Source organism: Pseudomonas sp. CCI1.1 (assembly GCF_034348165.1).
Lineage (GTDB): Bacteria > Pseudomonadota > Gammaproteobacteria > Pseudomonadales > Pseudomonadaceae > Aquipseudomonas > Aquipseudomonas paracarnis.
Genome location: NZ_CP133780.1, coordinates 5,129,267 through 5,144,337 on the forward strand (window position 1 = coordinate 5,129,267; position 15,071 = coordinate 5,144,337).

11 protein-coding genes and 1 pseudogene are annotated in these 15,071 nt (G+C 61.8%); 10 read left to right on the top strand and 2 right to left on the bottom strand.

Translation table 11 applies throughout. The features are described 5' to 3' along the window. Positions 1–127: 127 nt before the first annotated feature. The gene (locus tag RHM69_RS23225; protein WP_200599105.1) at positions 128–2,347 is read right to left on the bottom strand and encodes a primosomal protein N'; all 2,220 of its coding nucleotides are present in this window, start codon (positions 2,345–2,347) and stop codon (positions 128–130) included. A 337-nt stretch (positions 2,348–2,684) separates the two neighbouring features. Between RHM69_RS23225 and rpmE the strand changes: the two genes are divergently transcribed. From rpmE to RHM69_RS23240, 3 genes are all read left to right on the top strand, one after another. Then, the gene (gene rpmE, locus RHM69_RS23230) at positions 2,685–2,915 is read left to right on the top strand and encodes a 50S ribosomal protein L31 (protein WP_014716575.1); all 231 of its coding nucleotides are present in this window, start codon (positions 2,685–2,687) and stop codon (positions 2,913–2,915) included. A 14-nt stretch (positions 2,916–2,929) separates the two neighbouring features. Then, entirely contained in the window at positions 2,930–3,736 is an 807-nt protein-coding gene (locus RHM69_RS23235; RefSeq protein WP_014716576.1) for a thermonuclease family protein, read from the top strand. A 182-nt stretch (positions 3,737–3,918) separates the two neighbouring features. Continuing rightward, positions 3,919–5,187, top strand: a complete 1,269-nt coding sequence (locus tag RHM69_RS23240) for a malic enzyme-like NAD(P)-binding protein (RefSeq protein WP_014716577.1) — start codon at positions 3,919–3,921, stop codon at positions 5,185–5,187. Between the two features lie 219 nt (positions 5,188–5,406). Here the strand turns inward: RHM69_RS23240 and RHM69_RS23245 are convergent, their stop codons facing one another. After that, the gene (locus RHM69_RS23245; RefSeq protein ID WP_370706139.1) at positions 5,407–7,869 is read right to left on the bottom strand and encodes a penicillin-binding protein 1A; all 2,463 of its coding nucleotides are present in this window, start codon (positions 7,867–7,869) and stop codon (positions 5,407–5,409) included. 233 nt (positions 7,870–8,102) lie between these two features. Here RHM69_RS23245 and pilM point away from each other — a divergent pair, with 233 nt between their 5' ends. From pilM to RHM69_RS23280, 7 genes and pseudogenes are all read left to right on the top strand, one after another. Continuing rightward, positions 8,103–8,759: a type IV pilus assembly protein PilM gene (pilM, locus tag RHM69_RS23250; RefSeq protein WP_032873526.1), complete on the top strand. Its 657-nt coding sequence runs from the start codon at positions 8,103–8,105 to the stop codon at positions 8,757–8,759. After that, complete coding sequence (locus RHM69_RS23255; RefSeq protein ID WP_102666455.1) at positions 8,756–9,307, top strand: PilN domain-containing protein; 552 nt, start codon at positions 8,756–8,758, stop codon at positions 9,305–9,307. The genes pilM and RHM69_RS23255 overlap by 4 nt, the downstream gene beginning before the upstream one ends. Continuing rightward, complete coding sequence (locus tag RHM69_RS23260) at positions 9,304–10,275, top strand: pilus assembly protein PilP (RefSeq protein ID WP_200599106.1); 972 nt, start codon at positions 9,304–9,306, stop codon at positions 10,273–10,275. Before RHM69_RS23255 ends, RHM69_RS23260 begins: the two co-directional genes overlap by 4 nt. Positions 10,276–10,413: 138 nt before the next feature. Beyond that, a pseudogene (locus tag RHM69_RS23265) lies at positions 10,414–11,670 on the top strand (type IV pilus secretin PilQ); the annotation flags it as partial. Positions 11,671–11,674: 4 nt separating this feature from the next. Then, positions 11,675–12,193: a shikimate kinase AroK gene (aroK, locus tag RHM69_RS23270; protein WP_003187914.1), complete on the top strand. Its 519-nt coding sequence runs from the start codon at positions 11,675–11,677 to the stop codon at positions 12,191–12,193. 126 nt (positions 12,194–12,319) lie between these two features. Continuing rightward, positions 12,320–13,420, top strand: a complete 1,101-nt coding sequence (gene aroB / locus RHM69_RS23275; protein WP_014716582.1) for a 3-dehydroquinate synthase — start codon at positions 12,320–12,322, stop codon at positions 13,418–13,420. A 9-nt stretch (positions 13,421–13,429) separates the two neighbouring features. Next, positions 13,430–15,004 (top strand): SPOR domain-containing protein, encoded by a 1,575-nt coding sequence (locus RHM69_RS23280; protein WP_200599107.1) that lies wholly within the window; start codon positions 13,430–13,432, stop codon positions 15,002–15,004. Positions 15,005–15,071: the final 67 nt, after the last annotated feature.

Consider the following 15,071-nt stretch of genomic DNA (forward strand, 5'->3'; position numbering starts at 1 on the left):
CTTGCCAACCGTTCAGACTATATGGCGGACCTGCGGGCCTCTTCGCGGGCAAGCCTGCTCCCACATTTAAGGGGGGTTAATATTTCATAATGTGGGGGCTGGCTTGCCTGCGATGACGTAATTACCCTCAATACAAATCTACCGGGTCTACATCCAACGACCATCGCACCTGCCGACCGCTGGGCAGTTGCTCCAGCTCAAGCATCCAGCGACTTAATAGTCGATGCAGCGGCGCGCGGGAGGTTGCCTGCAAGAGTAGCTGAGCGCGATAACGCCCGGCGCGCCGCTCCATGGGCGCTGGCACCGGGCCGAGTAGTTCGATGCCACTGAGGGCCAGTTCGCCCAATAAACGTTCGGCGGCGCTGCAGGCCTCATCAAGAAAGCCTTCGGCCTGCCCGGGTTTGTGGGCTTCGGCACGCAGCAGCGCCAGGTGCGCAAAGGGCGGCAGGCCGGCGGCGCGGCGTTCGCTCAAGGCCTGCTCGGCGAAGGCAAAGTAGCCTTGTTCCGTCAGTTGAATCAGCAGCGGGTGGTCGGCCAGGTGCGTCTGGATAATCACCTTGCCTGGCTCTTCGGCCCGCCCGGCGCGCCCTGCCACCTGCACGATCAACTGCGCCATGCGTTCGCTGGCGCGAAAATCCCCGGAGAACAGCCCGCCATCGGCATCCAGGATCGACACCAGGGTCACCCGTGGGAAGTGATGCCCTTTGGCAAGCATCTGCGTGCCCACCAGAATGCACGGTTGGCCCTTGTGGATGGTGGTGAACAGTTGGTTCATAGCGTCTTTGCGCGACGTGCTGTCGCGGTCGACGCGCAGCACCGGGTAATCCGGGAACAGAATGCCCAGGCGTTCTTCGGCGCGCTCGGTGCCGGCGCCCACGGGCCGCAGGTCCACCTTGCCGCACTGCGGGCAATGGCGCGGTATCCGTTCCACATGGCCGCAGTGATGGCAGCGTAACTCGCCGTGGCGCTGGTGCACGGTCATGCGCGCATCGCAGCGCTCGCAGCCGGACATCCAGCCGCAGTCATGGCACAGCAGCGTCGGGGCAAAGCCGCGGCGGTTGAGGAATACCAATACTTGCTGGCCGGCGGCCAGGGTCTGGCCAATGGCCTGTTGCATCGGGCCGGAAATCCCGCTGTCCAGCGGGCGGCTTTTCACGTCCAGGCGCAGGAAGCGCGGTTGTTTGGCGCCGCCGGCGCGCTCGTTCAGGCGCAGTAGCCCGTAACGGCCGGTGTAGGCGTTGTGCAGACTTTCCAGGGACGGCGTGGCCGAGCCCAGCACAATCGGGATGTCTTCCTGGCGGGCGCGCACCAGCGCGAGGTCGCGGGCGTGGTAGCGCAAACCTTCCTGCTGTTTATAGGAGCCATCGTGCTCCTCGTCGACGATGATCAGCCCGGGGTTTTTCATCGGCGTGAACAGTGCTGAGCGCGTGCCGATAATAATGTCGGCCTCGCCGTCCCGCGCCGCCAGCCACGACTCCAGGCGTTCACGGTCATTGACCGCTGAGTGCACCAGGGCGATCCGGGCATTGAAGCGTTGCTCGAAACGCGCCACGGTCTGCGGGCCCAGGTTGATCTCGGGGATCAGCACCAGTGCCTGCTTGCCCGCCTGCAGGGTTTCGCGGATCAGTTGCAAATAGACTTCGGTCTTGCCGCTGCCGGTGACGCCGGCCAGCAGGAACGCGTGGAAACTGTCGAAACCGGCGCGAATCGCCTCATACGCGGCGCGTTGCTCGGGGTTCAGCGGCAACTCCGGCTGGGCCAGCCAGTGTTCGTGGCGCGGGTCCGGGGCGTGCTTGCGGATTTCCACCTGCACCAGGCCCTTGGCCAGCAGTAGGTCGAGGCTGTCTTTGCTCAGCATCAGCTTGCTTAATAGCTGATGGGCCACGCCGTGTGGATGCTGCGCCAAGGTGGCCAGGGCCTCACGCTGGCGCGGGGCGCGGGCGATGCGCGGGTCTTCGAGGCGTGCGCCGGGCGCCATCGACCAGAAACGCTCCTGGCGCGCTTCGGCCAGTTCGCCCTGGCGCAGCAGCACCGGCAGCGCCCAGCTCAAGGTATCGCCCAGGCTGTGTTGGTAATACTGCGCGGTCCACAGGCACAGCTTGAACAGCGCGGGCGGCAGCGGCGGTGTGGCGTCGAGCAGGGCAATAGCCGGCTTGAGCTTTTCGGCAGGCACTTCGCTGTGGTCGGTAACTTCCACCAGAATGCCGATCATTTCCCTGCGCCCGAACGGCACGCGCACGCGCATGCCTGGCTGCAACTGCGCACGCGACACGCCGGGCGGGGCCCGGTAATCGAACAGGCGGCGCAGGGGCGAGGGCAGGGCTAGGCGCAAAATGGCGTCGGGCACGCGAGGAGTCTCATCTATTAAGGCAGCGGTGGCGCAGGGGCGGGAGCCTAGCAGACCGGGGTTGTCACGTCTCCAGTACTGGAACCGGATCTTGTGGGAGCTGGCTTGCCTGCGAAAGCGCTAGTGCAGTAACAGATGCAGTGACTGACACACCGCCTTCGCGGGCAAGCCCGGCTCCCACATTGTCGGCGGTGTGTCAGGAATATCTGATGAAAGGGAGCTTTCGGCCATTACCGCCGCTTGCGCGATTAAAAAGGTCTGGTAGAATCCGCGGCCTAATTACGTGCGGTATTCGACAATAGTGTCGAGTGGCGGCACGCTAGCCTGAGGAAGTGCCATGAAAGCCGATATCCATCCAGCGTACGAAACCATCCAAGTCACCTGCAGCTGCGGCAACAAGTTCGAAACTCGTTCGAACCTGTGCAAGCCACTGGGTACTGACGTATGCAACGAGTGCCACCCGTTCTACACCGGTAAGCAGAAAACTCTGGACACCGGCGGCCGCGTACAGCGCTTCGCAGATCGCTTTGGTGCTTTCGGCAAGAAGCCTGCTACTCCAGCAGAGTAAGGTTCAAGAGCCTTATGGGCTTTTACCCGCTGTTGAAAAAGGCGTCCCTTGTGGGCGCCTTTTTTGTGCCTGGAATTTGGCTGGTGACCGCTGAGGCCGATGCATTCTGCCCCGCCCCGGCAGCTATCGCCCGCGTTGAGGTGCAGCGTGTGGTGGATGGCGACACAGTACGCCTCAAGGATGGTCGCAGCGTACGTATGATCGGCCTCAATGCGCCGGAAACCGGCAAGAAGGGCCGTCCAGACGAGCCATTTGCCGTCGCCGCACGCCAGCGCCTGCAGGCGTTGGTCAAGGCCAGTGATGGGCGTGTCGGCCTGGTGCCGGGGCGCGAAGGCAAAGATCATTACGGGCGCACCCTGGCTTACCTCTACGGCGCCAATGGCGAGAACCTGGAGGCGCAACTGCTGGCCGAGGGCCTGGGGTACCAGGTGGGCGTGGCGCCGAACGTGGACCTGGTGGCCTGCCAGCAGGCGGCCGAAAACAGCGCCCGCCAGTCACGGCTCGGCCTGTGGCGCCAATCGCCGGTGCAAAACGTGGCCAATCTCAAGCGCTCCGGGTTTGCCCTGGTGGCTGGTCGGGTCAGCAAGATCGAGCGCAATCGCGGCGGAATCTGGATTGAACTGCAGGGTTCACTGGTATTACGCATTGCGCCCGAGCTGATCAGCCAGTTCGATACGGCCATGCTCAATGGTCTGCAAGGCCGCACCCTTGAGGCGCGTGGCTGGGTGCAGGATCGTTCCCGCCGTGGCGGCCTGAAAAAAGGCCAAGCACGCTGGCTGTTGCCAATAACCGACTCTCGCATGCTGAAATCGACGCTTTGAATAAAAAATTGTAGACATTTTTTATTTCGATTGTGAACAGTTGAGCCCTTGTATCCCGTGGCTCTTGGCCAAAAGTCGTAGCCCAGGGCCCTTGACACCTGTGACTGCCCAGTCTTGTAGGGACTTTACGACACGCGTATCCTCGGCGGTCCGTCGACCAACAGTAAAAGCGGAATGCCGATATGTCTGATTTGAAAACTGCCGCTCTCGAATACCATGCCAATCCTCGTCCAGGAAAGCTGAGTGTAGAGCTCACCAAAGCCACTGCCACTGCCCGCGACCTGTCGCTGGCCTACAGCCCTGGTGTTGCCGAACCCGTACGTGAAATCGCCCGTGACCCAGAGCTGGCGTACAAGTACACCGGCAAAGGCAACCTGGTTGCAGTGATTTCCGATGGCACCGCGATTCTGGGCCTGGGTAACCTCGGCCCATTGGCTTCCAAGCCAGTCATGGAAGGCAAGGGCGTGCTGTTCAAGCGCTTTGCCGGCATCGACGTTTTCGACATCGAAGTCGATTCCGAAAGCCCGCAGGCGTTCATCGACACCGTCAAGCGCATTTCCATCACATTCGGTGGCATCAACCTGGAAGACATCAAGGCACCTGAGTGCTTCGAGATCGAAAAGGCCCTGATCGAGCAGTGCGACATTCCGGTATTCCACGATGACCAGCACGGCACCGCGATCGTTACCGCAGCCGGCATGATCAACGCCCTGGAAATCGCTGGCAAAACCCTGGGCGAGGCGAAAATCGTCTGCCTGGGCGCCGGTGCCGCGGCCATTTCCTGCATGAAGCTGATCATCAGCATGGGCGCCAAGCTGGAAAACATCTATATGGTCGACAGCAAGGGCGTGATCCAGTCCGAGCGTACCGACCTGAACCAGTACAAGGCGATGTTTGCCCATCCGTCCTCCAAGCGCACCCTGGCTGACGCCCTCGACGGTGCCGACGTGTTCGTTGGCCTGTCCGGCCCGAACTTGCTGAGCGCTGAAGGCCTGAAATCCATGGCGCCGAACCCTATCGTGTTCGCCTGCTCCAACCCGGATCCGGAAATTTCTCCTGAGCTGGCCCACGCCACTCGCAGCGACGTGATCATGGCCACCGGCCGTTCGGACTACCCGAACCAGGTCAACAACGTATTGGGCTTCCCGTTCATCTTCCGTGGTGCCCTGGACGTTCGCGCCAAGCGTATCAACGAAGAAATGAAAGTGGCCGCTGCCAACGCCCTGCGTGAACTGGCCAAGCTGCCGGTACCTCAGGACGTGTGCGACGCCTACGGTGGCGCCAAGCTGGAATTCGGTCGTGAGTACATCATTCCAAAACCAATGGATAAGCGCCTGATCACCCTGATCTCCGATGCCGTGGCCAAGGCCGCGATCGAGACTGGTGTGGCTACCCTGCCGTATCCAAAGAACTACCCGCTGCAGAGCGTGGATGATGTGTTCAACGGCTAAGCCGTTATAGCGCACCAACAAAAAGCCCCGGCTGAGTGATCAGTCGGGGCTTTTTTGTGGGTAGCGATTCACGAGAGGCTTTGGCTGATCATTCCCACGCTCTGCGTGGGAATGCCCACCTGGACGCTCCGCGTCTGCTTTTGAGGTCGTGACGCAGAGCGTCACAGGATGCATTCCCACGCGGAGCGTGGGAACGATCGGCCGATCAGCGTGATCAGGTCAGAACAAATCGATCGGCGCGCCTTCATCCGCCGGCAGTGGGCTGCCCGGCACTGCGCCGTTGCCCAGTTCGTTGACCGACGGCGGTGTGTCTTCGCTCTTGAACAGCTCGAAGTACGCATTCGGCGTGCTCGGTGAAGCTGCGCGGCCACTGATCGGGTCGATGCGCAGGCTGAGGATGCCTTCCGGCTCTGGCTGGGTATGCAGCGGCTTGTCCTTGAGCGCTGCGCCCATGTAGCTCATCCAGATCGGCAGGGCGACGGTGCCACCAAACTCGCGGCGGCCCAGGCTTTCAGGCTGGTCATAGCCGGTCCACACGGTGGTCACGTAGTCGCCGTTGTAGCCGGAGAACCAGGCGTCCTTGGATTCGTTGGTGGTACCGGTCTTGCCAGCGATATCCGCGCGGCCCAGGGCCAGTGCGCGGCGGCCGGTGCCCTTCTTGATCACGTCTTGCAGGATGCTGTTGAGGATGTAGGTAGTACGGCCATCCACGATGCGCTCGGCAACCGCTGGCGCTTGCGGTTCGGCCGGTGCGCTGGCGTTTGCGGCCGACGGCGTGCCTGGCGTCGGCTCGATGGTGATACCGCCGTTGCTCGGTGCCGCAAGGCCGTCGGTTGCCGCCACGCCATTGACCACATCACCCGGTACTCGTGGAGGATTGGCAGTAAACAGGGTGTCGCCATTGCGGCTTTCGATCTTGTCGATCAGGTAAGGCGCGATCTTGTAGCCGCCGTTGGCAAAGGTGCTCCAGCCGGTGGCGATTTCCATCGGCGTGAGGGTTGCGGTACCCAGGGCCAGGGACAGGTTCGGCGGCAGGTCCGACTTGGCGAAGCCAAAGCGCGTCATGTAGTCGATGGTCTTGCCTACGCCCATCGCCTGCAACAGGCGAATCGACACCAGGTTGCGCGACTTGTACAGCGCCTCGCGGATACGGATCGGGCCGAGGAACGTGTTGGTGTCATTCTTCGGGCGCCAGACCTTGTCCAGGTATTCGTCGACAAACACGATTGGCGCGTCGTTGACCAGGCTGGCGGCGGTGTAGCCGTTGTCCAGTGCCGCACTGTAGACGAACGGCTTGAAGCTGGAGCCTGGCTGGCGCTTGGCCTGGGTAGCGCGGTTGTAGTTGCTCTGCTCAAAGGCAAAACCGCCGACCAGCGCACGGATCGCACCGTTCTGCGGGTCCAGGGACACCAGGGCGCCCTGGGCGAGCGGCACCTGGCTGAATTTGAGGCTGTCATCCTTCTGGCGTTGCACGCGGATCAGATCACCCACCTGGGCCACGTCGGAGGGCTGCTTGGGCATCGCGCCCATGCTGTTGGTGTTCAGGAACGGGCGTGCCCACTTCATGCTGTCCCAGGCTACATGGGCTTCGCCAGAACGGGTCAGCACTTGGATGCCGTCTTTCGATACCTGGGTAACGATGGCCGGGTCCAGGCCGCTGATCGAACGCTGTTTGCTCAATTCGGTGGTCCAGGCACTCAGGGTCTTGCCCGGCAGGCGCGACTCGGGACCGCGGTAGCCGTGACGCTGGTCATAAGTAATCAGGCCTTCATGTACCGAATGGTTGGCGATTTCCTGCAAGTTGCTCGGCACCGTCGTGGTGACGCGGAAACCTTCGGTGTAGGCCTCGCTGCCATAACGGCCAACCATCTCGGCGCGGGCCATTTCAGCGATATAGGGTGCATTCACTTCGGGCGTCGGCACGTGATAGCTGGCATTCAGCGGCTCGGCCACGGCGCTTTCATAAGCGGCCTGGTCGATCTTGCCCAGCTTGTACATGCGGCCCAGGATCCAGTCGCGGCGTTCTTTGCTGCGCGCCGGGTTGGCCAGCGGGTTGAAGCGCGAAGGTGCCTTGGGCAGGCCAGCAATCATGGCCATCTGCGCCAGGCTGGCGTCACGAATCGACTTGCCGTAATAGACCTGGGACGCGGCCTCGATGCCGTAGGCGCGGTTGCCCAAGTAGATTTTGTTGACGTACAGCTCGAGGATTTCATCCTTGGTCAGCTGGCGTTCGATCTGCAGCGCCAACAGGATTTCGGTGGCCTTGCGGGAAAAGCTGCGCTCGCTGGTGAGGAAGAAGTTCTTCGCCACCTGCATGGTGATGGTGCTGCCGCCCGATTGAATGTGTCCGCTTTTTACCAGTTGTGTGGCTGCACGCACCAGGCTGCTGGGGTCTACGCCGTAGTGGTTGGCGAAATTATCGTCTTCGGCGGACAGCAATGCGCTGATGAAATTGGGTGGAATATCGGCGAAACGGATCGGTGTGCGGCGCATTTCGCCGAACTCCGCGATCAACTTGTCATCGCTGCTGTAGACCCGCAAAGGAATCTGCAACTGGATACTTCTGAGGGCCTCTACGGAGGGCAAACCCGGACTAAGGTAGAGGTAGGCCCCGCTGAACACGAGCAGCAGCCCGCAGACGATGGCGACAATGGAGTACCCGAAAAACTTCAGCAGACGAATCAAGGCTTTTGGATTTCCAGAGAAAAGAAAGAGTTACGCGTCGGGGCATGCATGGCAAACGATGGATCGACCCGGGCAGCAGATAAAAAGCGGGAAAAAACGCTGGGCATTAAAGCATTTTTCGGCTTGGGGCGTCATTCGCGAGCCTTGAACAAGCCGACCGAATGCAAGGTGCCTGGCAGCAATCAGGCGAGATGACAGCCGGTATGACAGGGAAAGTTTTGGGGAGTTTTATGGGAAAGGGATTTTTCAGGCGAAAAGTCGACACGGTGTTGGGGGTCGATATCAATGACAGTGGCATCAAGCTGATCGAACTGGGCCGTTCATCCGGCGGTTTCAGCGTCCAGGGCTACGCCACGCAAGTGCTGGCGCCCCACGCGGTGGTCGACGGCACCCTGCTGGACCTTGAGGGTGTGGGCCGGGGGCTGCAACAGGCGCTGTCGCGCCTGGGTACCTCGGCCCGGTACGCCGCCGTGGCGGTTGCGGGCCCGTCGGTAATTACCCGGCTGATTGACATGGACGCAGGCCTCAGCGACGAGGAAATGGCCTGGAAGATCCAGATGGAAGCCGACCAGTTCATCCCTTATCCATTGGATGAAGTGGCCATCGACTTTCAGGTTCAAGGGCCATCGGCTCAAGGCCCACAGTGGGTGGAGGTGATGCTGGCGGCGTGCCTGCGCGAGCAGGTCGAAGCGCGCGAGGCGGTTTTGGCCCTGGCGGGGCTGGTGCCGCGGGTGGTTGATGTAGAAGGGTTTGCATTGCAGCGCGCTTGCCTTCAGGATTTTGCCAGCTTCACGCCGGGTCACAGAGTCGATGGTGCACAATGGGCCTTGGATGCCCAAGGGATGGGAGTGGCTTGCGGGCTGGCCCTGAGGAGTTTCGCTGGATGACACGAATCAATCTTTTGCCTTGGCGCCAGGCCCTGGCGGAGCGCAGGCGCAAATACCTGTTGATGCTATTGCTGGCGTTTGCCTGCATGGCGCTCGCGGCATTGTGGTTGGCTGATCAAGTGATCGACCAGGCGATAGACCGGCAGGTAAGCCGCAACAGCCGCCTGGAAGAGCACATCGCCACCCAGGACTCGCGCATCAAGACGATCGACGATCTTCAGGAGCGAAGCCAGCAACTGGCCGAACGCATGAAGGTGGTTCAGGACCTGCACGATGCCCGCTCTTCCGGGGCTCGATTGTTCGAGCAATTGGCGCGTGCGGTGCCTGAAGGTGTCCATCTGCATGAGGTGGTCGCAAACGGCGACACCATCAGCATTCGCGGCACGGCTGAAAGCAACCAGGATATCGCCCGTTTGATGCAGCAGCTCAAGCCAACCCAGGGTTCCAGTTCGACCCGTCTGCAGCGCGTGCAGGCCGAAGGTGCGCGCGGCGAAAGTGAATTTCAGCTGATGGTGCGCCAGGGAGAATCCAGCGAGGCGCAACCATGAGCCTGCCCAGGCTCGATTTTTCCACGCTCTCTTACAACGCTGCTAAATGGTCCCTGCCGGGCAAGGTGCTGCTTGGCTGTGCGCTGGCCGGCCTGGTGCTGGTGATAGGCGAGGTTTCGCATGGGGGGCCGCAGCGGGAGCGATTGCACGGGCTTGAGGCGCGGGAGCAGGCGCTGCAGCAGCAACTCACAGAAAAGTCCGACCTGGCCGCGAGCCTTGAGCTGCGCACCCGGCAAGTCCGGAGCATGGAAGACAACCTTGCCAGCCTTCTAGGGCAATTGCCCGGCGAGTCCGAGCTGCCTGCCGTGCTGGAAGACATCGCCCGGCTGGCGGCTGCCCATGGGGTGTGGGTCGAAGGCATCACCGTGCTGGATGAAGCGCCTCGGCAGCTTTATATCGAACAACCCATGCAGATAAGCGCGTCCGGGGTTTACCACGACCTGGCGACGTTTGTCAGTGCCTTGGGTGGGTTGCCGCGGGTCGTTACCGTGCAGGATGTTGCGCTCGGGCATCAGGGTGCCTTGTTGCGTCTGAACATGCTCGCCAAGACCTATCGCAGCACCCTGCAAAACGGCAAGGCCCGCCAGGTGCTCGACCCAGGGCCGCAATTTGTCTACGAGCCCTCGTCCTTGCGCGACCCGTTCACGCCGCCCGCTTTGCAGGCACCCCACGTTCCAGGCCGGCCGGCCCTTGCCCCGGATTTCACCCGGCCACGGGGACTGTTGGAGGGTATGCGTCTCGACCAGTTCGAAATGGTCGGCACGTTGTCCCGTGGTGCGCAGGCCTTTGCCTTGTTGCGGGCTGGGGCCAGGGTGTATCGGCTGGCGGTGGGTGATTACCTGGGGCCGGACCATGGCCAGGTCACGGCCATTCAAGACGCTGCTGTCGAGCTGGTGGAGCTGTTTCCCGATGGACAGGGTGCCTGGCTGGAACGCCCGCGAACCCTTGTGCTGAACGTCAACTCATAACGGAATCAAACAATGAAAAGGACCTTCTCGTCCTTCGGTGTGGTGCTATGGATAGCGTTCACGGCACCGATGGCTGCTGCTGTGCCCAATCGCCTCGACCTTATCCAACTGCCGCCGCCCGACAGCGCCCCGCCGGTCAGCTATACAGGCGCCAAACTGACCCTGAATTTCCAAGACATCGACTTGCGTGCGGTATTGCAGCAAATCGCCGATGTCGCCGGGCTCAACCTGGTGACCAGCGATGAGGTGCAGGGCTCGATCACCCTGCGGCTCAAGGATGTGCCCTGGGACCAGGCTCTGGACCTGGTACTGCAAACCAAGGGCTTGGACAAGCGAGTCAAGGCGGGCGTGCTGCTGGTGGCGCCCGCCGATGAATTGGCTGCCCGAGAGCTGTTGATGCTGGAGTCGCGCAAGCAGATGGCCGAGCTGGCGCCCTTGCGTCGGGAGCTGCTGCAGGTCAATTACGCCAAGGCCGCCGACCTGGCCAAGCTGTTTCAGTCGGTGACCGGCTTTGAGGGCGCCACCGATGAGCGCGGTTCGGTGGCGGTGGATGACCGCACCAACAACATCATCGCCTACCAGACTGGCGAGCGGCTCGAAGAGCTGCGGCGCATCGTGGCGCAGCTGGATATCCCGGTACGCCAGGTCATGATCGAGGCGCGGATTGTGGAGGCCAATGTCGACTACGACAAAAGCCTGGGTGTGCGCTGGGGTGGGCGGCTCACCCGCGGCAACGGCGGCGTTGGCGGTATTGCCAAGCCGCCGGCGGAGGGTGCCGAGCCGCCGCAAAACCCACCCAGTTCACCCTTTGTCGACTTGGGGTCGCTGGCCGGAACCTCGGGCCTGGGGATCGCCTATATCACCGACAACCTGTTGCTGGACCTTGAGCTGACCGCCATGGAAAAAACCGGCAACGGTGAGATCGTCTCGCAGCCCAAGGTCGTCACCTCCGACAAAGAGACTGCACGCATCCTCAAGGGCACCGAGATTCCTTACCAGGAATCCACCTCCCAGGGCGCCACCTCGGTGTCGTTCAAAGAGGCTTCGCTGTCGCTTGAAGTCACGCCGCAAATCACCCCCGACGACCATGTGATCATGGCGGTCAAGGTCACCAAGGATGAGCCTGACTACCTGAATCGCCTCAATGACGTGCCGCCGATCAAGAAAAACGAGGTCAACGCCAAGGTTCTGGTCAGGGATGGCGAGACCATCGTCATTGGCGGGGTTTTCTCCAACACCCAGAGCAAAGTGGTAGATAAAGTGCCATTTTTGGGCGATGTGCCGTATCTTGGCCGCCTTTTCCGGCGCGATGTGCTGGCGGAGAAAAAATCCGAGCTGCTGGTATTCCTGACTCCGCGTATCATGAATAACCAGGCGATTGCTGTGAGTCGTTGATTCTGTGCGAAATTTGATTCTTGTAGGGCCGATGGGGGCTGGAAAAAGCACCATCGGCCGTTTGCTGGCCAAAGAGCTGCGCCTGCCGTTCAAAGATTCCGACAAGGAAATTGAATTGCGCACGGGTGCCAATATCCCATGGATCTTCGATAAAGAAGGCGAGCTGGGCTTTCGTGACCGCGAGCAGGCGATGATTGCCGAGCTGTGCGGCTGCGATGGCGTGGTATTGGCGACCGGTGGTGGCGCTGTCATGCGCGATGAAAACCGTCGGGCGCTGCATGCCGGTGGTCGAGTGGTGTATTTGCACGCGTCGGTCGAGCAGCAGGTGGGCCGTACCGCCCGTGATCGCAATCGCCCGTTGTTGCGCACTGCCGACCCGGCCAAAACCCTGCGTGACCTGCTGGCGCTGCGCGATCCGCTGTACCGGGAAATCGCCGATCTGGTGGTGGAAACCGATGAGCGGCCACCTCGGATGGTCGTGCTCGACATCCTCGAGCGCTTGCAACGGTTGCCACCCCGTTAAAGCCTGGCCCGAAATGCGCTATTCTCGGCGGCGCGCCATCACCCTGTAAGGTATGGCGTAGAGCCACTAGGCGGTGTCGAGATATCGACAGTGCCGGTCGTCAATACATCTTCAACGCGGGGACACATGCAGACACTTAAGGTCGATCTAGGCGAGCGCAGCTACCCGATCCACATTGGCGCAGGTCTGTTGGACCAGCCCGAACTGCTTGCGCCGCATATTGCCGGCCGACAGGTGGCGATCATCTCCAACGAAACGGTCGCGCCGCTGTATCTTGAGCGTTTGAGCCGCAGCCTGGCGGCGTACTCGGTGATCTCCGTGGTGTTGCCTGACGGCGAGGCCCACAAAAACTGGGAAACCCTGCAACTGATCTTTGATGGCCTGCTGACCGCACGCCATGACCGTCGAACCACTGTGGTCGCCCTGGGCGGCGGTGTGATTGGCGACATGGCCGGTTTTGCCGCGGCCTGCTACCAGCGCGGCGTGGATTTTATCCAGGTGCCGACCACCTTGCTGTCCCAGGTCGATTCGTCGGTGGGCGGCAAGACCGGTATCAACCACCCGCTGGGCAAGAACATGGTCGGCGCGTTCTATCAGCCCCAAGCTGTGCTGATCGACACTGCTACCCTCAACACCCTGCCACCGCGTGAGCTGTCGGCCGGCCTGGCGGAAGTCATCAAGTACGGGCTGATCTGCGATGAGCCGTTCCTGACCTGGCTGGAAGAGCACATGGACGCCTTGCGCGGCCTCGACCAGGTGGCGCTTACCGAGGCGATTTCCCGCTCATGCGCGGCCAAGGCGCTGGTAGTCAATGCCGACGAGCGCGAGTCCGGTGTGCGGGCCACACTGAACCTGGGCCACACCTTCGGCCATGCGATCGAAACGCACATGGGCTATGGTGTGTGGTTGCATGGGGAAGCCGTAGCGGCTGGCACGGTGATGGCATTGGACATGTCGCAGCGCCTGGGCTGGATCAGCGCCCAAGAGCGTGATCGCGGTATCCGCCTGTTCCAGCGCGCCGGTTTGCCGGTTATTCCGCCCACGGATATGACCGAGGCGGATTTCCTTGAACATATGGCGATAGACAAGAAAGTGATCGACGGTCGACTTCGACTGGTACTGCTGCGCCACATCGGCGAAGCCGTGGTGACCGACGATTATCCAAAAGAGATTCTACAGGCCACGCTGGGAGCGGATTACCGCGCCCTGGCCCAGCTCAAAGGTTAATAAGACCCGATGACTAGTTTGCATGCCGACGAGGCGTTCCTCGGCCATTACCACTTGAGCCACGACCCCTTTGCTCCACGGGTGCCGGGTTTCAAATTCTTCCCCGCCCAGCGCAAGCCGGTACTGGGGCAGTTGCATCACCTCGCGCGCTACAGCCAGTTGCTGCTGGTGGTCACCGGCCCTCTGGGCAGCGGCAAGACCTTGCTGCGCCAGGCGCTGGTGGCCAGCACCAACAAGCAATCGGTGCAGAGCGTGGTGGTATCGGCCCGCGGTGCCGGTGATGCGGCCGGCGTATTGCGCCAGGTAGCGCAGGCGTTGGACGTCTCCAATGCCGAGCCGAACGCGATTCTCAAGCAAGTGGTGCAGTTGGGCCTGACCGGCCAGGAAGTCTACCTGCTGGTAGATGACGCCGAGCAGCTCGACGAATCCGCCCTCGAAGCGCTGCTGGCGCTCGCGGCGGGCACGCCGGAAGGTCGCCCGCATGTGTTCCTGTTCGGTGAGTCGTCGCTGATCGCCGATCTGGAGCAGATCAGTGGTGAGCAGGAGCTGTTCCACGTCATCGAGTTGCAGCCGTACGAAGAGGAAGAAACCCGCGAATACCTGGCACAACGCCTTGAAGGCGCCGGGGCGGGTATCGAACTTTTCACCGCTGCGCAGATCTCTGATATTCACGAAAGCTCCGATGGCTGGCCTGGAAACATCAACCAGGTTGCCCGCGATGCGATGATCGAAGCCATGATTGCCAGCCGCTCTGCGGTCAAGCGTCCAAAGATGGGGTTCACTATGCCTAAGAAGCACGTATTGGCTATTTCCGCCGTTGTCGTGGTCGCTGTAGCCGCCGCCTGGTTGATCCCGGGTCGCAACAAGGCACCGACAACCACCGGCGCGCCAACTGAGCAGGCGCAGTTGCCATTGGGCAAGCCCACGCCAAACGTCGAATTTGCCAACTCCGGCCAACCGACCAACCTGCCGATGGTCGGCCAACCGGTGATGCGCGGCCCGCTGGCAGAAGAAGCCGGTGGCATCTCCGAAGGCGACGACGGAGTGCCGGTGGAAGGCTCCAGCGCCACGCCGCCGACTGTGACCACCACCGCGCCACCTGCGGGCGTACCGGCTGGCACGCCAGCCACTCCGGTAGCGCCAGTCACACCGGTAGCGCCAGCGGCCAAGCCAACGCCTGCGCCGACCGTTGCCACCGCCAAGCCGGCACCGATAGCAAAACCAGCGCCGGCTCCAGCGCCAGCCGCCAAGCCTGCTGAAAAACCAGCCGCCACCGTGGCCAAGGCCGGTGCCGCCGGCAGCAGCTGGTACAGCAGCCAGCCTACCGGCAACTTTGTGGTACAGATCCTCGGCACCAGCTCCGAAGCTAACGCCCAGGCGTTCGTCAAAGAGCAGGGCGGCCAGTACCGTTATTTCAAGAAAGTGCTCAACGGCAAGCCTCTCTACGTGATCACCTACGGCAGCTTCCCAAGCCGCGCCGCAGCCGATTCTGCCATCAAAGCCTTGCCAGCGAAGGTTCAGGCTGGTAAACCTTGGCCTCGCACTGTTGCCAGCGTTCAACAAGAACTGGCAGCAACTCGCTGAAGATCCGGCGGCCTTACCCAGGCCGCCCTCCCGGCACCTCAAAAAAATCCGCAAGTGCGTGCAGTCT

What these genes read in the sequence shown, in the direction of transcription:
- rpmE (WP_014716575.1), top strand. Translation starts at nt 2,685, where the DNA reads ATGAAAGCCGATATCCATCCAGCGTACGAAACCATCCAAGTCACCTGC.
- RHM69_RS23255 (WP_102666455.1), top strand. Translation starts at nt 8,756, where the DNA reads ATGACACGAATCAATCTTTTGCCTTGGCGCCAGGCCCTGGCGGAGCGC.
- RHM69_RS23235 (WP_014716576.1), top strand. Translation starts at nt 2,930, where the DNA reads ATGGGCTTTTACCCGCTGTTGAAAAAGGCGTCCCTTGTGGGCGCCTTT.
- aroB (WP_014716582.1), top strand. Translation starts at nt 12,320, where the DNA reads ATGCAGACACTTAAGGTCGATCTAGGCGAGCGCAGCTACCCGATCCAC.
- RHM69_RS23280 (WP_200599107.1), top strand. Translation starts at nt 13,430, where the DNA reads ATGACTAGTTTGCATGCCGACGAGGCGTTCCTCGGCCATTACCACTTG.
- RHM69_RS23240 (WP_014716577.1), top strand. Translation starts at nt 3,919, where the DNA reads ATGTCTGATTTGAAAACTGCCGCTCTCGAATACCATGCCAATCCTCGT.
- pilM (WP_032873526.1), top strand. Translation starts at nt 8,103, where the DNA reads ATGGGAAAGGGATTTTTCAGGCGAAAAGTCGACACGGTGTTGGGGGTC.
- RHM69_RS23260 (WP_200599106.1), top strand. Translation starts at nt 9,304, where the DNA reads ATGAGCCTGCCCAGGCTCGATTTTTCCACGCTCTCTTACAACGCTGCT.